Raw genomic sequence first — 20,763 nt, forward strand, 5'->3', positions numbered from 1 at the left:
GTCAGCCGTCCAGGCCGCGCTCGATCGCGTAGCGGGTCAGCTCCACCCGGTTGTGCAGCTGGAGCTTGCCCAGCGTGTTCTGGACGTGGTTCTGCACCGTGCGGTGCGACAGGCCCAGCCGCTCGGCGATCTGCTTGTACGACAGCCCCTTGGCCACCAGACGCAGCACCTCGGTCTCCCGATCGGTGAGCCGGGGTGCCGCGTCGTGCCGGCCGTCCGCCACCGACTGCGCGGGCGTGGCGGCGAGCCGGCGGTACTCGCCGAGGACCAGTCCCGCCAGGCCGGGCGTGAAGACCGGCTCCCCCGCGGCGGTGCGGCGCACCGCGTCGAGGAACTCCGCCGGGGCGGCGGACTTCAGCAGGTAGCCGGTGGCGCCGGCCTTCACCGCGTCCAGCACGCTCTGCTGCTCGCCGCTGGCGGAGAGCATCAGCACCCGCACCTCGGGCAGCGCCGCGCGCAGCCCGTGGATGACCTCCACCCCGGAGATGTCGGGCAGCTGGAGGTCGAGCACCACCACGTCCGGCCGGGCGGCCGCCGCCACCCGGACCGCCTGCCGTCCCTCGCCGCTGGTGGCGACCACCTGGTGGCCGGCCTCGGTGAGGTCCCGGGCCACCCCCTCCCGCCACATCGGGTGGTCGTCGACGACCATCACCCGGACCATGCTCATCCGCCCTTCCTGGGTACGACCATCTCGATCTCGGTGCCCTCACCGGGGGCGGAGACGATCCGCACCGTACCGCCGAGGTCGGTGATCCGGCCCCGGACGGACTGGGCCAGTCCGAGGCGACCCTGCCGGGCGGCCTCGACGATCCGACCTTCGGGAATGCCCGGGCCGGCGTCGCGCACCGAGACGGTCACCGTCGCCCCCTCGTCCTCCACCAGCACCCAGGCGCGGCCGTCGGCGTGCCGCTCGACGTTGTCCAGCGCCGCCGCGGTCGCCGCCGCCACCTCCCGGGCCACCGGGGCGGGCAGCGGGACCGGGGTCGCCGGGACGGAGACCGAGACGGCCGCCGAGGCGTACCCGCCGAGCAGGGCGCACAGGTCCACCGTGCCGACCTGCGGGTCGGCGGCGGGCGCGGGGGCCGCCCCGGCGATCAACGCGCGCAGCGCCGCCTCCTGCTCGCCGGCGAGCCGCGCCAGCTCGCCGGCCTCCCCGTCGAGGTGCGCGCCGCGCCGCTGCACCAGCGCCAGCACCTGGAGCACCGAGTCGTGGATGCCACGGGCCAGCCGCTCCCGCTCCCGGGTCGCCGCCTCCAGCTCCACCGCGCGCTGCAACCGTTCCTCGGCGGTCACCGCCAGCCGGGCCACGTGCCCGACGATCACCCCGGCGAGCAGCAGCAGGATCAGTCCGGTGATCGAGGGGGTGCCGAACCCTCGGGCGGCCAGGTCCGCCACGCCGAGCAGCAGCGCGGCCACCGCGCCGCGCCGCCGGCCACCGGAGATGGCCCAGGCCAGCACCGGCCCGCCCTCCCAGACCACGGCCAGGGTCGGGGTGCCGGTGGCCAGCGCCGCCCGGCCGACCACCCACGGGGTCACCGCGAGCACGGCCAGCGCCACCGTCAGGTCGGCCAGGAGCAGCGGCCAGCCCCGGTTCGCCGGGCGCGCGTAGCCGACCGTGGCCGCCACGGACCAGGCCAGCATGGCCAGCAGGACGGCGCCGGCGGCCACCGGGTGCGCGAACCGGTCGGCGTCGCGGAGCACCAGCACGCAGACGTACGCCAGGGAGGCGAAACGGAAGACGGCGAGGGACCGCCAGAGCGGATCCGCGAATCCACCCGGCGGCGTCGACATGGGCGACACGATGCCACAGTCGTCCCCGCCCCCGGCGGGCCGTCCGTCACGCGGGGCAGAAGCCTGACGTACGGTGGAAATGTCGCGAAAATCTCCGAGACCCGCGGTCGGGACAGGGCCATGACGAACGCAGATCCGCCCACACCGCGTACGGTTGTGCCCATCGAATCTTCCCTCCTCGTCGTCGAGGCCTTCGACCAGGCGCAGGTGACCGAGCTACGACACTCGGTCACCTCCTGTGCGCACGCCGCGGGGCTCGACGGGCAGCACCTCGACGACTTCGTGCTGGCGGTCAACGAGTTGATCACCAACGCGGTCCGGCACGGCGGCGGCCAGGGCTCGCTGCGGCTGTGGTGGCGCTCCGACGAGCTGGTCTGCGAGGTCGCCGACCACGGGCGCGGCATCAGCGCGCAGCGCCTCGGCGACCGGTCCCGGCCGGCGGCGGACACCGCGGGTGGGTGGGGCCTCTGGCTGGCCCGCGAACTGAGCGACACGATGGAGGTCGAGACCGGCGCGGCCGGCACCACGGTACGGATCAGCACCGCCGTGACGGCCGACCGGCGGGCCAGGGCGGAGTGACCGCCCCGGCACCCCGGCGCGTCAGCCGAAGAGCGCGCTGACCGACTCCCCGTTGTGGATCCGGCGCATCGCCTCGGCCAGCGCGGGCGCCACCGAGAGGACCTCCAGCTTCGGCACCCGCTTCTGCGCCGGGATCGGCACCGTGTTGGTGCAGACGATCTCCAGCACGCCGTCCTGCTCGCTGAGTCGTTCCAGCGCCCCGCTGGAGAACAGGCCGTGGGTGCAGGCGAGCCGGATCGAGCGCACCTTGCGTTCCCGCAGGTGGGCCATCAGCTCGATCACCGTGCTGCCCTTGGCGATCTCGTCGTCCAGGACGATCACGTCCCGTTCGGCGACGTCGCCGATCACCGTGCTGATCTTGACCCGGTCGTCGCTGAACCGCTGCTTCGCCCCGGCCGCGACCGGGGTGCCGAGCATCCGGGCGAAGGCCGCCGCCTCCTTGGCGTTGCCCAGGTCCGGCGAGACCACGACGGCGTTGCTCAGGTCGTAGCGGCGGAAGTGCGCGGCCAGTTCCCCCAGCGCGTGCAGGTGGTCGACCGGGACGCTGAAGAAGCCGTGCACCTGCGGCGAGTGCAGGGTCAGCGCGAGCACCCGGTGCGCGCCGGCGGAGGTGAGCAGGTCGGCGACGAGCCGGCCGCCGATGGAGATGCGCGGGGCGTCCTTCTTGTCCGACCGGGCGTACGCGTAGTGCGGCAGCACCACGGTGATCCGGCCGGCCGACGCGCCCCGGGCAGCGTCGATCATGAGCAGCAGCTCGACCAGGTTCTCCTGCACCGGCGGCACCAGGGGCTGGATCAGGAAGACGTCCCGCTCCCGGCAGTTCGCCTGCAACTGCACTTCCAGGCAGTCGTTGGCGAACCGGGAGACCCGCACGGGGTGCAACGGGACGTCGAGGTGGGCACAGATCTCGGCGGCGAGTTCCGGATGGGCGGTTCCACTGAACACGGCGATGTCACGCACGTCTCGACATCGTACGGCCGGCACAGCGGTTCTCCCGCGCGACCTTCGGCGGTACGGTGCCCCGATGACCGGAGAGTACGTCGCCGCCATCGATCAGGGCACCACCTCGTCACGGTGCATCGTCTTCGGCTCCGCGGGGGAGATCGTCTCCGTCGCCCAGCGGGAGCACCGGCAGATCTTCCCCCGGCCGGGCTGGGTGGAGCACGACGCCGAGGAGATCTGGACCAACGTCGAGCAGGTGGTGCGGGACGCGCTGGAGGACGCCGGGACCGGCCCGGAGGGGCTGGCCGCCGTGGGCATCACCAACCAGCGGGAGACCACCGTCGTCTGGGACCGGGCCACCGGCCGCCCGGTGGCCAACGCGATCGTCTGGCAGGACACCCGCACCGGCCCGCTGCTGCGCGAGCTGGCCCACTCGTACGGGGAGCAGCGGCTGCGCGAGCGGACCGGGCTGACCCTGGCCACCTATTTCGCCGGCCCGAAGCTGCGCTGGCTGCTCGACAACGTCGACGGGCTGCGCGAGCGCGCCGAGCGGGGTGAGGTGCTCTTCGGCACCATGGACAGCTGGCTGATCTGGAAGCTGACCGGGCGGCACGTCACCGACGTGACCAACGCCAGCCGGACCATGCTGATGGACCTGGAGACCCTGGACTGGGATCCGGAGCTGCTGGAGGCGATGCGGGTGCCGGCGGCGATGCTGCCGGAGATCCGCTCCTCGGCCGAGGTGTACGGCACCGCCGACGGGCTGCTGCCCGGGGTGCCGGTGGCCAGCGCCCTCGGCGACCAGCAGGCCGCCCTGTTCGGCCAGACCTGCTTCCAGCCGGGCGAGGCGAAGTGCACCTACGGCACCGGCAGCTTCCTGCTGCTCAACACCGGGGCCAGCCCGGTCCCCTCCTCGCACGGCCTGCTCACCACGGTCGCCTACCGGATCGACGGGCACCCGGCCGCGTACGCCCTGGAGGGGGCGATCGCGGTGACCGGGTCGCTGGTGCAGTGGCTGCGCGACAACCTGGGGGTGATCTCCTCCGCCCCGGAGGTGGAGGAGTTGGCCCGTACGGTCGACGACAACGGCGGCTGCTACGTCGTGCCGGCCTTCTCCGGGCTCTTCGCGCCGCACTGGCGCAGCGACGCCCGGGGCGTGATCGCCGGGCTGACCGGCTACATCACCAAGGGGCACCTGGCCCGGGCGGTGCTGGAGGCGTCGGCCTGGCAGACCCGCGAGGTGGTCGACGCGATGAACGCCGACTCGGACGTGGCGCTGCGCCGGCTGCGGGTGGACGGCGGGATGACCGCCAACGGCCTGCTGATGCAGTTCCTCGCCGACGTTCTCGACGTGCCGGTGGTCCGCTCCCGGATCACCGAGACCACCTGCCTCGGCGCGGCGTACGCGGCCGGGCTGGCGGTCGGGTTCTGGCCGGACCTGGCCACGCTGCGCGCCCAGTGGCGCTCCGACGCCCAGTGGGAGTCGACCATGGCGCCGGAGCACCGGGAGCGGGAGCTGCGCCAGTGGCGCAAGGCCGTGCAGCGCACCCTCGACTGGGTGGACTGATCAGGCCCAGCGGTTGCCGGTGAGCTTCTCGTAGACGTCGACGTAGCGGGCCCGGGTCGCCTCGACCACCTCGGCGGGGACCTCGGGCGCCGGGCCCTGCTTGTCCCAGCCGCTGCCGGTGGCCCAGTCCCGCACGTACTGCTTGTCGTAGGAGAACTGGGCGCGGCCCGGCTGGTACGACTCGGCCGGCCAGAACCGGGACGAGTCGGAGGTGAGCAGCTCGTCGCCGATCGTCAGGGTCCCGTCGGCCGCCCAACCAAATTCGATCTTGGTGTCGGCGACCAGGATGCCCCGGTCGGCGGCGAGTTCCGCGCCACGGCGGTAGACGTCGATGGTGATCTGCCGCAGCCGCTCGGCGGTCTCCCCGCCGACCTTGTCCACCACCTCGGCGAAGGTGATCGGCTCGTCGTGCTCCCCCACCGGCGCCTTGGTCGACGGGGTGAAGATCGGCTCGGGCAGGATGGACGCCTCGACCAGGCCGCGCGGCAGCTCGACCCCGGAGACCGTGCCGGTGGCCTGGTACTCCTTGAGGCCACCGCCGGTCAGGTAGCCGCGCGCCACGCACTCCACCGGCACCATGTCCAGCCGGCGGCAGCGGATCGCCCGGCCGGCGAACTCGGCGGGCACGTCGGTGGCCGAGACGACGTGGTTCGGCACCAGGTCGGCCAGCTGCGTGAACCACCAGAGCGACAGGGCGGTGAGCAGCTTCCCCTTGTCCGGGATGGGCGTCGGCAGCACCACGTCGTAGATCGAGATGCGGTCGGAGGCGACCAGGATCAGGTCGTCGCCGTCGGCGTAGACGTCCCGGACCTTGCCCGAGTGCAGAAGTTCCACGCGCCCTAGTACACCACGCGGCCCGGGGACGCCTGGTGCGGCCACCGGGCGTCCCGCCGTGCGGCGCGCGGGGCGGCTGCGGGCGCCGAGGTCGCCCTCCGGGCCGGGCGACGTTGACACCCGGGCGCGGAGCCTGCGTGAATGGTCCGACCTCGTCCACCCCGCCCAGGAGCGCACCGTGTCCGCTGTCCGCCCATCGCTGTCCCGGCCCGGCGCCGACCCGGCCCGGCGGCGGCTGCTCGGCGCGCTGCTCGCGGTGCCGGCGCTCGCCACCGGCGGGCTCACCGGCTGCCGCGCCGAGGTGGTCGACGCGGTGGACGACGGCCCGATCGAGCTGTCGGTCTTCTGGTACGGCACGGCCCGGCGGGCCCAGGCCACCGAGCGGGCGCTGCGGCTCTACTCGGACCGCAACCCCCGGGTCACCTTCCGGGTGACCTGGCAGGGCGCGGCCGGCTACTACGACCGGATCGCCACCCAGGCCGCCGGCGGCAACGTGCCGGACCTGTTCCAGCTCGACGACACCATGCTGACCGAGTACGCGCAACGCGGCATCGCCCTCGACCTCGGCCCGTACGTCGCCGACGGTCGGCTCGACCTGCGTGGCCTGCCGCCCGGGCTGACCGCCTCCGGCACGGTGGACGGTCGAACCGTCGGCGTCCCGGCCGCGCAGACCCACCCCGCCGTGGTCTACAACCGGGATCTGCTGCGCCGGCTCGGGATGCCCGTTCCGACGATCATGCCCTGGGCCGAGTACCTCGACTGGGCCGCCCGGGTGACCCGGGCCAGTGGCGGCCGGGTCGCCGGCACCATGGACCCCTCCGGCGACCAACGTGCCCTCTGGCTGTGGCTACGCGGACAGGGTGGCAAGTTCTACCAGGGTCGGCAGCTCGGCTTCGACCCGACGGCACTGGTGGACTGGTTCGAGCTCTGGCAGCGCGCCCGGCTGGACCGGGCCACCCCGGCCGCCGTCCTGGTCGACCGCGCCGACTCCGGCGACCCGGCGCGGCAGCTCGTGGTGACCGGGCACACGGCCGCCTCGTTCGCCTGGTCCCACCAGCTCCCCGAGTTGCAGCGCCACACCGACGACGAGCTGGGGCTGGCCGGCTTCCCCGGCCCGGCGGCCGCCCAGTGGGACCAGGCCTCGATGTACTGGGCCGCCTTCCAGGGCACCCGGCACCCGGCCGTGGTGGCGGACGTCCTCAACTTCCTCACCACCAACGTCGAGGTCGGCCGGATCCTCGGCATCGAACGAGGGCTCCCGGCCGGCATCGCCGTACGGGAGGCCGTCACCGGGGCCCTCGACGACCCGGCCGCCAAACGCGTCGCCGCCCTCGGCGCGACGCTGCGCGACCTGGTCGGCCCCGCCCCGGCGCCACCCCCCAAGGGGCACGGCCGGGTGCGTACGCTGCTCGCCGCCTCGGCCCGGACCATCCGGTCCGGCGACGCCGGGGTACGCGCGACCACGTCGAAGTTCATGGCACAGGCGCAGGCGGCGCTGGCCGCTTGAGGTCGGCCGGCGCCGCCTGCGCCGAGGGGTCGTGCCGCGGACCGCCCGGTCAGCGCGGCGGGCCGTTGCGGCGGCCCCGCATCATCTTCAGCACCAGCAGGACGATCACCACGACCACCGCGAGGCAGCAGAGCAGGCCGAGGAAGCCGAAGCCACCACCCCGGGACCTCCGCCGCGCGGCCTCCACCACCAGCTCGCCGGTGCCCGTGGAGGCCCAGGCCGCAACCGGTACGAAGACCGAGAGCACGACCGCACCGAGGACCGCGCTCAGCCGGCCCCACCACCTGTTCAGAGAAGACATGCCCTCATCTTGACCGAGGTGGGCAACCGGGGCACGCCGGACGGGCGGGGACGTAACCGACCGGGCCGGTGGAGGACGCCACGCGAAAGGCCCCGGAGCAGGGCTCCGGGGCCTTTCGTCACGAGTAGCGGGGACAGGATTTGAACCTGCGACCTCTGGGTTATGAGCCCAGCGAGCTACCGAGCTGCTCCACCCCGCGTCGGCTCCATAAGCTTAGCGCACCTCCGGCACGGAGATCAGCCGGGTCCCCGGATCACTCCGGCACCCCCTCCGCCCAGCCACGACGCCCCTTCCCGGACGCCGCCCCCGCCCGCCGCCCTTTGCGGCGTGTCGCGATTTCCCGGCCGGACGACACCGCGACACGCCGCAAAGGGTGGCGGCAGGGCGGACAAAGCGAACGGCCCGAGGATCAGATCCTCGGGCCGTTCGTCGTGGTAGCGGGGACAGGATTTGAACCTGCGACCTCTGGGTTATGAGCCCAGCGAGCTACCGAGCTGCTCCACCCCGCGTCGGCCCGCTAACCGTAGCCTACGGACCCCCGGGCCCGCAAAACGGGCCCGGGCCCGCTCAGTCCAACCAGGTCCGGATCGCCTTCACCGCCCGGCTACTGTCCCCGTCCACCTGCGACCTCGGGCTGGAACTGCCCTCCCAACCCTGCTCCCAGAGCACCGTCACCACGTCGCCGATCCGGATCGCGCGGATCAGTCGTACCTCCTCGTCACCGGTCGGCTCGTCGTTGGCGTCCAGGAAGGGCTTGCGCATCTCGAACAACACCGACTCGTCGCCGTACCCACCGTCGGGGAGCAGCTTCTGCCGGGACGTCACCGAGCCGATCTTCTGCTCGGGGCAGTTCCGCACGGCGGCGCGCACCTCGCGCAGCGCGTCGTCGGCGCGGCCGGACCGGTAGATGGTGATGCTGTGCCGGTAGAGCCCGTCCGGGACGTAGCCCTCCGGGGTGGTGGCGAGTTTGAACGGCACCGACCGCACCCGCTGCCGGACGATGCCGGAGTCGCCCGGCCCCGCCCCGCAGAGCCCCGGCAGCACCGGCCCGTCGCTGAACCCGGCGCCCGCGCCGGTGTCGTTCGCCGCCGCCAGGCCGAAGAAGGCCGAGTCCGGGATCGAGGTCGGCGTCCGGGCGGACGACCCGCCGCCGATCGACGGCGCCGTCGACGGGGTCGTGCGCGACGGCAGGGCGCTCGGGGTGGGCGACACCGACGCGGCGGGCGTCGGGTCGGCCGACGTCGGCGACACCGACGGCGGGACCGGAGGGCCGGCGGGCGGGCCGATCGGGGTGCCGGGGCCGGCGGTGAGGACCAGCCGGGTGCCCACCGCCGTCCCGCCGACCAGCGCCGCCAGAGCCAGTACGCCCACGGCCGCCCGGGTCCGCGCCCGACGGTCGGCGTGCCGGCGGACGACGTCCGGCGAGGCGAGGCCACGCGGATCGGTGTCCTCGGCGAGGGAACGGTAGAAACCCGTCAGTTCACGCGACATCGTTGACCTCCAGCTCCTCGGAGGTGACGCCGGGCAGCAGCTCGGCCAACCTCGACCTGCCCCGGGACAGCCAGGACTTCACGGTGCCGGTGGGCACCCGCGTCTCACGGGCGATCTCCTCCACCGGCATGTCGAACAGGTAGTGCAGGGCCAGCGCCTGGCGCTGGTTGGCCGGCAGCTGCCGCAGCGCGCCGACCAGCAGGACGGTGTCCTCCCCGGGTGGTCGTACGTCCTGGGGTGGCCCGGTGCGGCTCATCGCCGTACGCCAGCCCTTCAGGCGCCGGAACCGGTCGGCGGCCAGCCGGCTGACCACCAGCCGCAGCCACGCCTCGGGCGCCGGATGGCCGGCCAGCTTCCCCCACTGCCGCCAGGCCCGGGCGTACGCCTCCTGCACGAGGTCCTGGGCCTCGCCGTGGTCGCCCGCCACCGCGTGGCCGTACCGGAGCGTCCGTGGGGACGTGCTCCGGTAGAACTCGTCGAAACTCTGTGCGTCCCTCATGCCGACACCACGCCTCCCCGTTACGGTCCCCCCTGCTGAGGAGACGGCGCACGGGGTCCCCAGGTTGCGGGCGTCCGGTCACAAAGACGACAAGCCCGCGACCTGTCGACCGGGGACGGTCGTCAGGTCGCGGGCTGTGCCGGTCCGCGGGCGGGCCCGCCGGGTGTCAGCCGCCCGGTGCGGGCGAGGGCGAGCCGGACGGGCTGCCGCTCGGCGTCGGGCTCGCGCCGCCGGTCGGGGCGGCGGCCTGCTGGGCCTGCTGGAACGCGGTCATCGCCTCGTCCAGGGCCTTGAGCGCCCGGCCGTACCGCTCGAAGTCACCGGACGTCTGCGCGGCCTTGACCTCGGCGATCGCCGACTGCACCCGCTGCGCCGCCGCGGCCAGCTCACCCGTCAGCGGCGGCGCGGAGGGCTGACCGGAGGGCGGCGGCGGGGTGCCGCCGCTCGGCGGCGGGGTGCCACCCGGGACGGCCCGCTTGCCCTGGTCGACCAGCTGCTTGATGCCGTCGGTGATGTTGTCGGCCAGCACGACGTACGAACCGCCGTCGCCGTACGAGAGCAGCACCTTCTGCAGCAGCGGGTACGCGTCCTGCTGGTTGCTCTTGACGTAGACCGGCTCGACGTACAGCATCCCGTCGCCGAACGGCAGGGACAGCAGGTTGCCGTACTGCACCTGCGCCTGGTTGGACGAGAGCAGGTTGAGCTGCTGCCGGATGTTGGCGTTGTTGGTCATCTGCTGGTGCACCTGCACCGGCCCGGAGATCCGGGTCTGGTCCGGCAGCTCCAGCACCTCCAGCTTGGGCTGACCGTCGACGTACGACCCGGAGATCAGCGCGGCGAGGTTCTGCCGGCCGTTCGGGGTGACCGCGGCGGTGAGCTGGAACCGGGGCGCCTCCTGCCCGGGGAACTGGGTGAACAGGTAGTACGGCGGCTGCTTCTGCCCGCTGTCCGGAGCGTCCGGCACGTTCGGCACCTGCCAGAAGTCCTGGCCGGAGTAGAAGTCGCCGGGGTCGGTGACGTGGAACTTGGTGAGCAGGTTGCGCTGCACCTTGAACATGTCGGCCGGGTAGCGGAAGTGCTCGGCCAGCTCGGCCGGGATGGCGCTCTTGGGCAGCACGAGGTCACCGCCGAAGGCCTTGTTCCACGCCTTGAGCACCGGGTCGCCGTCGTCGAACTCGTAGAGCCGCACCGTGCCGTCGTACGCGTCGACGGTGGCCTTCACCGAGTTGCGCATGTAGTTGACGTTCTCCCGGGCCAGCTGGAACGTGCCCCGGTTGGTCAGCTCGTCGGTAGTCTCGGTCTGCAGGTTGACCCGCTCGGCGTACGGGTAGGTCGCCGCCGTGGTGTAGCCGTCGATGATCCACTGGACCCGGCCGCCCACCACCGCCGGGTACGGGTCCCCGTCGAGGGTCAGGAAGGGCGCGACCTTCTCCACCCGGTCGCGCGGGTTGCGCACGTAGAGCAGCCGGGAGTTGTCGTTGACCGCCTCGGAGAGCAGGAAGTTCGCCTCCTGCTCCTTGATCGAGTAGAGCAGCCGGCGGGAGAACGAGCCGATCTCGACGCCGCCCTCACCGGTGTAGGTGTAGTACTGCTCGCCGCCGGCCTCCGTGGTGGGCCGGTCGAACTCGGCGTTGCGGCCCTCCCCGGCCTGCCCGACGATGGCGTAGTCGTCCGCCCCCATCCGCTCGCCGTAGTAGATCCGCGGCTGCGTGGCCGGGATCTGCTCGGCCTGCGAGGAGCACGCCTCCTGGGCCTTCTCGCCGAGGAAGCCGGAGACGAAGTACGGCTGACCACCGCAGACCACCTGGTTGGCCGGGGCCGCGACGAGCCCGTACCCGTGGGTGTAGACGGTGTGCTTGTTGATCCAGTTGCTCTGCTGGTCGGTCAGCTCGTTGTAGTTGATCTCACGGACACCGACCACGTAGTCGGAGGTCTTGTTCGCCACCGAGTACCGGTCGATGTCGAGCTTCGGGCCGAAGTCGTAGAAGCCACGGACCTGCTGGAGCTGGGTGTACGTCTCGGAGACGAGCTGCGGGTCGAGCAGCCGGACGTTCGGCACCACCGCGGTGTCGGAGGCCAGCGTCGCCGGTGGGACGAGGTTGCTCGCCGCGTACCCGGTGGTCTTCGTGTCGACCAGGCCGAACGCGTCCCGGGTGGCCGTGATGCTGCGCTCGATGTACGGCGCCTCCTTGTCCCGGGCGCTCGGCTTGACCTCGAAGGTCTGCACCGCCCACGGGTAGATGCCGCCGATGGCGACGGCGGAGACGCCGAGCAGGGCCAGCGAGATGCCCGGCCAGACCAGGTTCCGCATCACCGCGTTGGAGAACACGATGATCGCGATCGCGACCACCACCGAGATGTACGCCAGGATCTCCTTGGCCGGCAGCAGCGCGTTGACGTCGGCGTAGCCGGCGCCGTAGAGCTTGGCCCCCTCGTTGTACTCCAGCAGCATCGCCCGCCGGTCCAGCACGTACGCGACGGCCTTGAGCAGGACGAAGACGGCGACGAGCGTGCTGAGGTGGGCCCGCGCGGCGTTGGTCATCCGGTCGCCGACGCCCTGCAGCCGCACCCCGCCGAAGACGTAGTGCACGGCGAGCGCGCCCAGCAGCGCGAGCACCACCGCGGTGAAGCCGACCCCGAGCAGGTAGCGCCAGAAGGGCAGCTGGAAGACGTAGAAACCGACGTCGACGCCGAACTCCGGGTCCTTGACGCCGAAGTCGCCGCCGTTGCGGAAGAGCAGCCACTGGTTCCACCGGCTCTGCGCCGACAGGCCGGCGAAGAGACCGAGCACGGCCGCCGTCAGGCTGATCCAGGTGCCGATCCGGGGGCTGATCAGCATCCGGTACCGCTCCAGGGTGGCCTGCTCCAGCGAGTGCGGCCGCAGCTGCGGGCGCAGGCGGTACGCCAACCAGAGGTTGCCGCCGACGAAGAGCGCCATCGCCACGCCGATGCTGAGGAAGAGCAGCAGGCGGGTGACCAGCACGCCGGTGAAGACCTGGGTGTACCGGACCTCCTCGAACCAGAGCCAGTCCGTCCACGCCTGGACACCCCAGCCGAGCAGGGTGAAGAGCACGAAAACCCCGACCAGGACACCGATGGTGACGCGTCCGCGCCGACTCATTCTCGGCAGGGGGCTGCTACGCATGACCACTGTTGGCTCCGCACGCTCGATGTGATCGGCTCCGGACAGGCACCCAGAGTACGGGGTGTTCCTGAACGTGTCGGGTCACCCTCATGCCGGGCGGCACAGCGTCGGCTGCCCACCCGCGCGCAGGGTCTCCAGCGCCGTCAGCGCCTCGTCCAGCGAACCGACCCTGATCAGGGGCAGGTCGGGCTGCGGATTGCGGACCGCCTCGGCGCAGTTGTCGGCCGGCACGAGGAAGACGTCCGCCTTGGCCTTCTTCGCCCCGACCAGCTTCTGCGCGATGCCACCGATCGGTCCGACCCGACCCTCGTCGTCGATGGTGCCGGTGCCGGCGACGACCTTGCCGCCGGTGAGGTCGGCCGGTTCCAGCTTGTCGACGATGCCGAGCGCGAACATCAGCCCGGCGCTCGGCCCGCCGATGTTGTTGAGGTCGATCTTGAGGTTGAACGGGTGCGGCTGACGCTGGTCGGGCACCAGGCCGATGCGCGGCCGGCCGTCCTGCTCCCGACTGGTCACGGTGGCCGTGCCGGCCACCCCGTCCCGGGTGTAGCCGATCCGCAACGCGGTGCCGGCCGGCTTGCCCCGGACCAGCTCCACCAGCTTGGTCGCGCTGGTGACCTTCACCCCGTCGACCGTGGTCACCACGTCACCGGCCTTGAGCACGCCCTGCGCCGGACCGTCCGCGGCGACCTCCTTGACCACCACCTCGACCGGGTAGCCGAGTTCGACCAGCGCGGCGGTCTCGGCGCTGCTCTGCGAGTTCTGGAAGTCCTCTGCGTTGCGCTTCTCCACCTCCTCCTGGCTCTCCCCCGGCGGGTAGACCAGCTCACGGGGCACCACCGCCTCGTCGTCGGAGAGCCAGCCGGCGATCGCCGCGCGCAGCTTGACCGTGGGCTGCACACCGACCGTGGTCATCCGCAGCTGGCCGGCGGAGGTGGAGGTCGCCCGCCCGGTCACCTGGATGACCTCCTTGCCGTCGGAGGTGCCGAGGGTGTCGACGGTCGGCCCCGGGCCGAGCACGACGTACGGGATCGGGGCGCCGAGCACGCCGATGCTGAGCAGAGTGGTGAGCAGAGCACCGAGCAGGACGGTCACGCCGCGACGTCTCATGCGGCAGAGCGTACCGAGCGGGGCGGGTGGGGCCGGGTGGCCGACGCGGACTTCGCCCTCAGCGCAACGCCAGCGGCGGCGACCTGGGGCGCGGCCCGCGTACCGTAGACGTCGTGCCTGATATTCCGTTCGGTTTCGCGCTCCCGGGTGGGCAACCACCAGACCCCAACGACCCCGCGCAGATGCAGCAGTTCATGTCGCAGTTGCAGCACCTGCTCTCCGCGTCGGGCAGCGGGCCGGTCAACTGGGACCTGGCCCGGCAGGTGGCGGCGAGCCAACTCGCGGCCACGGGCGACCCCATGCCGTCGCCGTACGAGCGGCACGCGGTGGAGGAGGCGCTGCGTCTCGCCGACCTCTGGCTGGAACCCGCCTCCGACCTGCCCTCGGGCATCCGTACCTCGGTGGCCTGGAACCGCAACGAGTGGATCTACAAGACCCTCGACGTGTGGCGCAAGCTCTGCGACCCGGTCGCCAGCCGGATGGTCGGCGCGATGGGCGACCTGGTGCCGCCGGAGGCCCGGGCCCAGCTCGGCCCGATGCAGTCGATGGTGGCCACCCTCGGTGGCGCGCTCTTCGGCGGGCAGCTCGGCCAGGCGCTCGGCTCGCTCGCCGGCGAGGTGCTCTCGGCCGGCGACATCGGCCTGCCGCTCGGCCCGGCCGGCACGGCCGCGCTCGTCCCGGCCAACATCAAGGCGTACGGCGAGGGCCTGGAGCTGCCCGAGGACGAGGTACGCCTCTACGTCGCCCTGCGCGAGGCGGCCCACCAGCGGCTCTTCGAGCACGTCCCGTGGCTGCGCGGGCACGTGCTGACCGCGGTGGAGAACTACGCCTCCGGCATCCGGGTCAACCGGGAGGCGATCGAGGAGGCGATGGGTCGGGTCGACCCGACCGATCCGGAGTCGATGCAGGCGATCGCCCTGGAGGGCATCTTCACCCCCGAGGACACGCCGGCGCAGAAGGCGTCGCTGGCCCGGCTGGAGACGGTGCTCGCCCTGGTCGAGGGGTGGGTCTGCCACGTGGTGGACAACGCCGCCGGTGAGCGCCTGCCCAACGTGGTCCGCCTCGGCGAGGCGTTCCGTCGCCGCCGGGCCGCCGGCGGGCCGGCCGAGCAGACCTTCGCGGCGCTGGTCGGGCTGGAGTTGCGACCGCGCCGGCTGCGCGAGGCGTCGGCGCTCTGGGCGGCGCTCACCACGCACCGCGGCATCGCCGGGCGGGACGCGGTCTGGGGTCACCCCGACCTGCTCCCCTCGGACGACGACTTCGCCGACCCGGTGGCCTTCGCCACCCGGTCGACCGACCTCGACGACGAGCTGGCGAACTTCGACTTCACCGCCCCCGGCGCCCCGGAGGAGAAGTCCCCCGGCCCCGAGACCGACCCCGACGACGACCGCCCCTGACCCCCGCCCCTGACCCACCGGCCGGTTGCCCACCGGGCCAGTTGTCGATCATGAAGTTATCGCCACGACACGCCGAGGCGGGTGGCGACAACTTCATGATCAGCGCTGGTGGGGCGGGCCGGAGCCGGTGAGGAGGGCGCGGGTGGTCTCCCAGCCCTCCACGGCGGGGTCGAGGGCGGCCAGGTCGGCCGGGCCGCGCAGCCGCCGCCAGGCGGGGGTTACCGCCACGTCGCCCGGGGCGGGGGCCGCCCGGCGTACGTCCGCCGGGACGGCGGCGTCCAGGTCCAGCGCCGGGAACCAGTCCGGTACGGGCAGCCGCGCCGCCACCCCGAGCAGCCCGCGGCCGCCGCCCTCCACCGGGGCGACCGCGACGGGCCGGCTGCTCAACGGCCGGAGCAGCTTGCCCAGGGTCAGGCCCGGCAGGTCGGGGGCGTCGGCGGCGAGCACGGCCGCCTGGTCGTACCCGGTCAGCGCCGCGAGGACGGCGTTCACGGTGGGCTCGGGCACCTCGTGGATCGCCGTGCCGGGCCAGACCACCGCCTCGGCCAGCCACCGATCGGCCGGCGTCACGGCGACCGCGGTTTCCACCTCGGTCAACGTGGCGAGCAGATCCACCACGTCCTCGGCCAGGGCGGCGCGCCAGCCCGCCGGGTCGATCCCGGGAGGCGACCAGGCCACCGGGGCGAGCAACGCCACCACCACACGTCGGACCACGTCCCGACCCTAGCCCGCCCCGCCTCGGCCCGTCGCCACGGATCGCGCCGACCGGTCCACGACGAGCCGACCGATCCACGACGACCGGACGGCGACCCGCAGCGATGATCGACTGAGCTGGCGCTGGTCGCGGCGGTGAGGGCGCGGGGGTGGGGGCGGACGGAGGCGAGGCGCGCCTCAGCCGGGCAGCGGTACGGCGGAGGCGGCGGCGACGCCCTCCAGGTAACCGCGGGCCCGCTCGGTCTTGGCGTACCGACCGACGAGTTCCCAGAAGCGGGCGTTGTGGCTCGGCACGATCAGGTGCGCCAACTCGTGCAGCAGCACGTAGTCGAGGACCCAGTCGGGCATCTCCTGGAGCCGGTGCGAGATGCGGATGCTCCGGTCGGCCGGGGTGCAGGACCCCCAGCGGCCGTTCTGGTTGGTGACCCAGCGGACGCTGGCCGGCAACGCGTCGGCGCCCTGGTCGGCCAGGTAGAGGTTGATCAGCCGCAACGCCCGGTCGAGCAGTTCGGTGTCGGAGCGGGCCAGCCGCCCCTCACGGGCGGCGAGGCGGGCCAGCATCCGGTCGACCCACTCGCTCTCCTCGGCCCGGGAGAACTGGTCGGGGATGAGCACCACGACCCGCTCCCCGTCGCGGTACGCGGACACCGTCCGTCGCCGACGCTGACTGCGCCGTACCTCGACGACAGGCTTCCGCGCCCCAGCCATCAGCGGGCCGCGCAGCCGTGGTTTGCTGCCACGATGGAAAGCTAATGCGTACTGACCAGGGGTCCGCAAGGGTCAACACGGCGACACGCGCCCGGAAAATGGTGGTTGGACGCCGAGAGTCCCGAAAAAATCTGCGGATGACCATGTCGGGACAACCCGGTCACCCCCGATGGCGGCCGGGGCCGGCTCCGAGGCCCTGTCCTCCACCGTAGGAGATCACGCTGCGTCGCGCCGCTCCGGCCCCCACGGCCCCCACTCGGGTCGTTTCCCGCGGCTTCGCCCGGCGTGTCCCCGGCAAACTGACTGATCCCACCTATTTCGGCATGCACACTCTCGACGTCGACTTCCTCACAGTGTCGATGCACAGCTGACATGGAACTGCCCAGACCTGGGTAGGGTCCGCCAACCAGCGGTCACGTCGGTGGCCGCGAGAACGACCCGACGCCGCGGCCCGCGTGGCCCGCCGTCGGGAAACCCGCCGGGCCGGCTCGCCCGACGGACGAGACGAGGAGGACTACCGTGGCCGACCAGGCCCAGACCTACAACGGTTACTGCGTCAAGTGCAAGGAGAAGCGGGACTTCGAGGGACACGTCGAGGTGTCGAAGACCGGGATGAACATGGCCAAGGGCAAGTGTCCGGTGTGCGGCACAACAGTGAACCGCATCCTGGGCAAGGCCAAGGTCTGACCCGACCGGCGCACGGGGGAGGGGGCGACCGTCGGTCGCCCCCTCCCCCGTACCGTCCGCGGGCCCGGCCGGACACCCCTTCCCGCCGGCACGACCAGCACGGACGGCACTGTCGGTTGCCCGACAGGAACTACCGGCGGGTTGTGGACAACGTGCGATTTCCTGTGGAAAACCCTGGGTAGGGCCCGGCCCACCTGTGGACAACGATCGACGGACAGCTCCGACACGGTCACGATTCGTCGTCATGAGCACGTCCCCCGTCGCACTGCCCCGCCCGATGCTGCTGCCCGGCCTGACCCGGCTCTGGCGGGACCGGCACACCCTGCAACTGGGCCTGGATCCGGGCCGCGCCGTCCTGCTGGAGGTGGCCGACCCACGCGCCGCCCGGCTGCTCGACCTGCTCGACGGCAGCCGCAGCGAACGCGCCGTCCTGACCGACGCGTCCGTGCGGGTCGGCCCCGACGCGGCCCGTGCCCTGCTCGACGCGCTGCGGGCCGCCGGTCTGGTCGTACCCGCGCACACGCTGCTCCCCCGCGAACTCGCCGGCCCGGCGCGGACCCGGCTCACGGCGGAGGCCACGGCCCTGGCGCTGGCCTCGCCCGCGTTGCCCGGCACCCCGGCCCAGGTGCTCCGCCGCCGGCGGGCCGCCCGGGTCGTGGTGACCGGCGTCGGTCGGCTCGGCGGGCCGGTCGCCGTCGCGCTGGCCCAGGCCGGGGTCGGACACGTGGCACCGGAGCTCAAGGGGCCGGTACGCCCCGGCGACCTGGTCGGGACCGGGCTCGGCGGGGCGGACGTCGGCCGCCCGCTCGCCGCAGCGCTGCGCGCGGCGATCACCCGGGTCGCCCCTGGCACGGTGACCGGATCACCCGGTCGTGGGCGGGTCGAGCTGGTGGTCCACCTCGGCGCGGACCGCCCGGCCGCGCTGCTCGCCGCCGGGTACGCCCGGCGACGCCAACCGCACCTGCTGCTCGGCCTGCGCGAGGGCGTGCCGGTGATCGGGCCGCTGGTCCGCCCACCGGTCGGCCCCTGCCTGCGCTGCCTGGACCTGCACCGCGTCGACCGGGACCCGGGCTGGCCGGCGCTCGCCGCCCAGCTCGCCACCGACCCGGCCGACCAGGCGTGCGGTACCGCCACCCTGCTCTGCGCCGTCGGGTACGCCGTCGCCGAGGCACTCGCCCAGCTCGACGGCGGCACCCCGGAGACGCTGGGCTGCGCCGTCGAGACAAGTGCGGCCGGCCGGTTCCGGCGGCGCGTCTGGCCGCCGCACCCCGCCTGCGACTGCTCCGGAGGGCGGCGCTGACGGGGGACGACGGGGGCCAGCCCGGCTCTGGAGCAGCCGCGGACCCCCGAAGTCGGTAACAATGGCCGGGTGACCGACATCCCGCGCCGGGCCGTGTCCCGCACCGCCAAGCTCGCCGCTCTGCCGCTCGGCTTCGCCGGCCGGACCGTCCTCGGCATGGGTAAGCGGGTCACCGGGCTCGCCTCGGACGTCATCTCCGCCGAGATCCAGCAGCGCACGGCCGAGCAGCTGTTCAGCGTCCTCGGGCAGCTCAAGGGCGGTGCGATGAAGTTCGGCCAGGCGCTGTCGGTCTTCGAGGCGGCCCTGCCGGACGAGATCGCCGCGCCCTACCGGCAGGCGTTGACCAAGCTCCAGGAGGCCGCGCCGCCGCTGCCGGTGGCCAGCGTGCACAAGGTGCTCACCGAGCAGCTCGGGCCGGACTGGCGGGACCGGTTCGTCGAGTTCGACGACACCCCGGCCGCGGCGGCGAGCATCGGGCAGGTGCACCGGGCGCGCTGGCACGACCCGGAGACCGGCGAGGCGCGGGCCGCCGCCGTCAAGATCCAGTACCCGGGTGCGGGTGAGGCGCTGCTGGCCGACCTCAAGCAGCTCTCCCGACTCGCCGGGATGTTCCGCGCCATCCAGCCCGGGCTGGACGTCAAGCCGCTCCTGGTCGAGCTGCGGGAGCGGATCACCGAGGAACTCGACTACGAGTTGGAGGCCGAGTCGCAGCGCGCCTTCGCCGCCGCGTACGCCGACGACCCGGAGATCTTCATCCCGGCGGTGTTCCACTCCGCCCCCCGGGTGCTGGTCACCGAGTGGATCGAGGGCACGCCGCTGGCCGACATCATCCGCGAGGGCACCGAGCAGCAGCGCGACGAGGCCGGCCGGCTGATGGCGATCCTGCACCTGTCCGCCCCGCCCCGGGCCGGGCTGCTGCACGCCGACCCGCACCCGGGCAACTTCCGGCTCCTGCCCGACGGGCGGCTCGGCGTGATCGACTTCGGCGCGGTGGCCCGGATGCCGGAGGGCACCCCGGAGCCGATCGGCCGGATCGCCGGGCTGGCGCTGCGCGGCGACGCGGACGGAGTGGTGAACGGCCTGCGGAAGGAGGGCTTCGTCAACTCGACGGAGCCGATCGACGCCCACGCGGTGCTCGACTTCCTGCGGCCGATGCTGGAACCGATCGCCGCCGAGGAGTTCCGGTTCACCCGGGCCTGGCTGCGCTCCGAGGCGGCCCGCCTGGCCAGCCCGAAGTCGCCCACCTACCAGCTGAGCCGGCAGCTCAACCTGCCGCCGTCGTACCTGCTCATCCACCGGGTGACGCTGGGCTCCATCGGGGTGCTCTGCCAACTGGAGGCCAAGGCCCCGTACCGGGGGATCCTCGAACGGTGGCTGCCCGGCTTCGCGCCGGTGGCCTGACCACGACGAACGCCGCGGGGGCGGTGACCGGAACTCCGGTCACCGCCCCCGCGTACTGGTAGGGATCTAGAGAACGCCCAGGTCACGCGCCGACTGGCTACGGCTGCGCATCGCGACGGTACGGGCGGGACGGGCTGCCTCAGTGCTCGTGGTGGTACGACCGGCCTGAGGCCGTCGCATTCGGGCACGGGACAACGCTTCGTGGAGTAGTTGCATCTCGGTTCCGTTCGGCAGGTGCAGCATCATCGGTTTCTCTCTTCGGGGGCCGGTGTGGGGCACCGGCGGGACGTGTGGATCGGGAAGTTGTCAGGCAGCCAGCCGGACCGCGTCGCGCTTGGGGGCCACACCACTGGCCGCCAGGCGCGCCTCGGCCTCGACCCGGAGGGCGGCGTCGCGGGCGAGGTCCTCCTTGCGCGGACGGCCACGGGGCCGCTTGCGCGGGACGACCGCGCCACGCTCGAAGATCTCGCCGCCCCAGACGCCCCAGGGCTCGGCCCGCTCGACCGCACCGGCGAGGCACTCGACGCGCAGCGGGCAGTCCCCGCAGAGCGACTTGGCCAGCTCCAGCTCGGCCGGCTGGTCGGAGAACCACAGGTCGGGGTCGAACTTCCGGCAGGGCAGGTTCGCCTCCACCTCGACACTCACGTCGAGCGGGGCCAACGCCAGACTCATCACCCGGTCACCTCTCTCTCACATCGATCTCGTGGATCGCTCTTCCGACGTACGGCGGTACAAAAAGACTGAGGCCGCGGATCCCGGTGTACGGGTTCCGCGGCCTCGAGGTGAGCCG

Annotated in this window: 19 protein-coding genes and 2 tRNA genes; 7 read left to right on the forward strand and 14 right to left on the reverse strand. The window is 73.0% G+C overall.

Features of this window, described 5'->3' with window-relative positions:
- Position 1: 1 nt before the first annotated feature.
- Both ACPFP2_RS27885 and macS read right to left on the reverse strand, forming a co-directional pair.
- Complete coding sequence (locus tag ACPFP2_RS27885; protein ID WP_424092924.1) at positions 2 to 667, reverse strand: response regulator; 666 nt, start codon at positions 665 to 667, stop codon at positions 2 to 4.
- Positions 664 to 1,791, reverse strand: coding sequence for a MacS family sensor histidine kinase (gene macS, locus ACPFP2_RS27890; RefSeq protein ID WP_424092926.1), 1,128 nt, complete (start codon positions 1,789 to 1,791; stop codon positions 664 to 666). Before macS ends, ACPFP2_RS27885 begins: the two co-directional genes overlap by 4 nt.
- Before the next feature lie 120 nt (positions 1,792 to 1,911).
- Here macS and ACPFP2_RS27895 point away from each other — a divergent pair, with 120 nt between their 5' ends.
- A complete protein-coding gene (locus ACPFP2_RS27895; protein ID WP_424092928.1) occupies positions 1,912 to 2,370 on the forward strand; it encodes an ATP-binding protein in 459 nt (152 codons plus the stop codon).
- Between the two features lie 21 nt (positions 2,371 to 2,391).
- On the opposite strand, the gene ACPFP2_RS27900 is transcribed toward ACPFP2_RS27895, so the two are convergent.
- Positions 2,392 to 3,330, reverse strand: coding sequence for a ribose-phosphate diphosphokinase (locus tag ACPFP2_RS27900; protein ID WP_424092930.1), 939 nt, complete (start codon positions 3,328 to 3,330; stop codon positions 2,392 to 2,394).
- Positions 3,331 to 3,394: 64 nt separating this feature from the next.
- Here ACPFP2_RS27900 and glpK point away from each other — a divergent pair, with 64 nt between their 5' ends.
- A complete protein-coding gene (gene glpK, locus ACPFP2_RS27905; RefSeq protein WP_424092931.1) occupies positions 3,395 to 4,879 on the forward strand; it encodes a glycerol kinase GlpK in 1,485 nt (494 codons plus the stop codon).
- Here the strand turns inward: glpK and ACPFP2_RS27910 are convergent, their stop codons facing one another.
- Positions 4,880 to 5,713 carry a phosphoribosylaminoimidazolesuccinocarboxamide synthase gene (locus ACPFP2_RS27910; RefSeq protein ID WP_424092932.1) on the reverse strand — a complete coding sequence of 278 codons (834 nt, stop codon included), beginning with the start codon at positions 5,711 to 5,713 and terminating at the stop codon, positions 4,880 to 4,882.
- 178 nt (positions 5,714 to 5,891) lie between these two features.
- Between ACPFP2_RS27910 and ACPFP2_RS27915 the strand changes: the two genes are divergently transcribed.
- Entirely contained in the window at positions 5,892 to 7,220 is a 1,329-nt protein-coding gene (locus ACPFP2_RS27915; protein ID WP_424092934.1) for an ABC transporter substrate-binding protein, read from the forward strand.
- Between the two features lie 49 nt (positions 7,221 to 7,269).
- On the opposite strand, the gene ACPFP2_RS27920 is transcribed toward ACPFP2_RS27915, so the two are convergent.
- From ACPFP2_RS27920 to ACPFP2_RS27950, 7 genes are all read right to left on the reverse strand, one after another.
- Positions 7,270 to 7,521, reverse strand: coding sequence for a hypothetical protein (locus tag ACPFP2_RS27920; RefSeq protein ID WP_424092936.1), 252 nt, complete (start codon positions 7,519 to 7,521; stop codon positions 7,270 to 7,272).
- A gap of 125 nt (positions 7,522 to 7,646) precedes the next feature.
- Positions 7,647 to 7,720 (reverse strand) — tRNA-Met (locus ACPFP2_RS27925).
- A 233-nt stretch (positions 7,721 to 7,953) separates the two neighbouring features.
- Positions 7,954 to 8,030 (reverse strand) — tRNA-Met (locus ACPFP2_RS27930).
- 58 nt (positions 8,031 to 8,088) lie between these two features.
- Positions 8,089 to 9,012, reverse strand: a complete 924-nt coding sequence (locus ACPFP2_RS27935) for a hypothetical protein (RefSeq protein WP_424092938.1) — start codon at positions 9,010 to 9,012, stop codon at positions 8,089 to 8,091.
- A complete protein-coding gene (locus tag ACPFP2_RS27940; RefSeq protein WP_424092940.1) occupies positions 9,002 to 9,511 on the reverse strand; it encodes a SigE family RNA polymerase sigma factor in 510 nt (169 codons plus the stop codon). Before ACPFP2_RS27940 ends, ACPFP2_RS27935 begins: the two co-directional genes overlap by 11 nt.
- Before the next feature lie 166 nt (positions 9,512 to 9,677).
- On the reverse strand, positions 9,678 to 12,656 hold the full coding sequence (locus tag ACPFP2_RS27945; RefSeq protein WP_424092943.1) for a UPF0182 family protein: 2,979 nt from the start codon (positions 12,654 to 12,656) through the stop codon (positions 9,678 to 9,680).
- 87 nt (positions 12,657 to 12,743) lie between these two features.
- Positions 12,744 to 13,766 (reverse strand): YlbL family protein, encoded by a 1,023-nt coding sequence (locus ACPFP2_RS27950; RefSeq protein WP_424092945.1) that lies wholly within the window; start codon positions 13,764 to 13,766, stop codon positions 12,744 to 12,746.
- A gap of 182 nt (positions 13,767 to 13,948) precedes the next feature.
- On the opposite strand from ACPFP2_RS27950, the gene ACPFP2_RS27955 reads away from it, so the two are divergent.
- Positions 13,949 to 15,163, forward strand: a complete 1,215-nt coding sequence (locus tag ACPFP2_RS27955; protein WP_424092947.1) for a zinc-dependent metalloprotease — start codon at positions 13,949 to 13,951, stop codon at positions 15,161 to 15,163.
- Between the two features lie 99 nt (positions 15,164 to 15,262).
- On the opposite strand, the gene ACPFP2_RS27960 is transcribed toward ACPFP2_RS27955, so the two are convergent.
- Positions 15,263 to 15,877: a hypothetical protein gene (locus tag ACPFP2_RS27960; protein ID WP_424092949.1), complete on the reverse strand. Its 615-nt coding sequence runs from the start codon at positions 15,875 to 15,877 to the stop codon at positions 15,263 to 15,265.
- A 177-nt stretch (positions 15,878 to 16,054) separates the two neighbouring features.
- The gene (locus ACPFP2_RS27965; protein WP_088975913.1) at positions 16,055 to 16,585 is read right to left on the reverse strand and encodes a M48 family metallopeptidase; all 531 of its coding nucleotides are present in this window, start codon (positions 16,583 to 16,585) and stop codon (positions 16,055 to 16,057) included.
- 519 nt (positions 16,586 to 17,104) lie between these two features.
- Here ACPFP2_RS27965 and ACPFP2_RS27970 point away from each other — a divergent pair.
- The 3 genes from ACPFP2_RS27970 (at position 17,105) to ACPFP2_RS27980 (ending at position 19,973) form a co-directional block, all read left to right on the forward strand.
- The gene (locus tag ACPFP2_RS27970) at positions 17,105 to 17,272 is read left to right on the forward strand and encodes a DUF5679 domain-containing protein (RefSeq protein WP_007464795.1); all 168 of its coding nucleotides are present in this window, start codon (positions 17,105 to 17,107) and stop codon (positions 17,270 to 17,272) included.
- 244 nt (positions 17,273 to 17,516) lie between these two features.
- Entirely contained in the window at positions 17,517 to 18,572 is a 1,056-nt protein-coding gene (locus tag ACPFP2_RS27975; RefSeq protein ID WP_424092951.1) for a hypothetical protein, read from the forward strand.
- Between the two features lie 69 nt (positions 18,573 to 18,641).
- Positions 18,642 to 19,973 carry an ABC1 kinase family protein gene (locus tag ACPFP2_RS27980; RefSeq protein ID WP_424092953.1) on the forward strand — a complete coding sequence of 444 codons (1,332 nt, stop codon included), beginning with the start codon at positions 18,642 to 18,644 and terminating at the stop codon, positions 19,971 to 19,973.
- 306 nt (positions 19,974 to 20,279) lie between these two features.
- Here the strand turns inward: ACPFP2_RS27980 and ACPFP2_RS27985 are convergent, their stop codons facing one another.
- Positions 20,280 to 20,645: a WhiB family transcriptional regulator gene (locus tag ACPFP2_RS27985; RefSeq protein WP_424092955.1), complete on the reverse strand. Its 366-nt coding sequence runs from the start codon at positions 20,643 to 20,645 to the stop codon at positions 20,280 to 20,282.
- Between the last annotated feature and the right edge of the window lie 118 nt (positions 20,646 to 20,763).

Source organism: Micromonospora citrea (assembly GCF_049629545.1).
GTDB classification, from domain to species: Bacteria; Actinomycetota; Actinomycetes; order Mycobacteriales; family Micromonosporaceae; genus Micromonospora; species Micromonospora citrea_A.

Coding starts and splice junctions, on each gene's coding strand:
- ACPFP2_RS27885 (WP_424092924.1), bottom strand. CDS start 667: ATGAGCATGGTCCGGGTGATGGTCGTCGACGACCACCCGATGTGGCGG.
- macS (WP_424092926.1), bottom strand. CDS start 1,791: ATGTCGACGCCGCCGGGTGGATTCGCGGATCCGCTCTGGCGGTCCCTC.
- ACPFP2_RS27895 (WP_424092928.1), top strand. CDS start 1,912: ATGACGAACGCAGATCCGCCCACACCGCGTACGGTTGTGCCCATCGAA.
- glpK (WP_424092931.1), top strand. CDS start 3,395: ATGACCGGAGAGTACGTCGCCGCCATCGATCAGGGCACCACCTCGTCA.
- ACPFP2_RS27920 (WP_424092936.1), bottom strand. CDS start 7,521: ATGTCTTCTCTGAACAGGTGGTGGGGCCGGCTGAGCGCGGTCCTCGGT.
- ACPFP2_RS27935 (WP_424092938.1), bottom strand. CDS start 9,012: ATGTCGCGTGAACTGACGGGTTTCTACCGTTCCCTCGCCGAGGACACC.
- ACPFP2_RS27940 (WP_424092940.1), bottom strand. CDS start 9,511: ATGAGGGACGCACAGAGTTTCGACGAGTTCTACCGGAGCACGTCCCCA.
- ACPFP2_RS27945 (WP_424092943.1), bottom strand. CDS start 12,656: ATGCGTAGCAGCCCCCTGCCGAGAATGAGTCGGCGCGGACGCGTCACC.
- ACPFP2_RS27950 (WP_424092945.1), bottom strand. CDS start 13,766: ATGAGACGTCGCGGCGTGACCGTCCTGCTCGGTGCTCTGCTCACCACT.
- ACPFP2_RS27955 (WP_424092947.1), top strand. CDS start 13,949: ATGCAGCAGTTCATGTCGCAGTTGCAGCACCTGCTCTCCGCGTCGGGC.
- ACPFP2_RS27965 (WP_088975913.1), bottom strand. CDS start 16,585: ATGGCTGGGGCGCGGAAGCCTGTCGTCGAGGTACGGCGCAGTCAGCGT.
- ACPFP2_RS27975 (WP_424092951.1), top strand. CDS start 17,517: ATGAGCACGTCCCCCGTCGCACTGCCCCGCCCGATGCTGCTGCCCGGC.
- ACPFP2_RS27985 (WP_424092955.1), bottom strand. CDS start 20,645: ATGAGTCTGGCGTTGGCCCCGCTCGACGTGAGTGTCGAGGTGGAGGCG.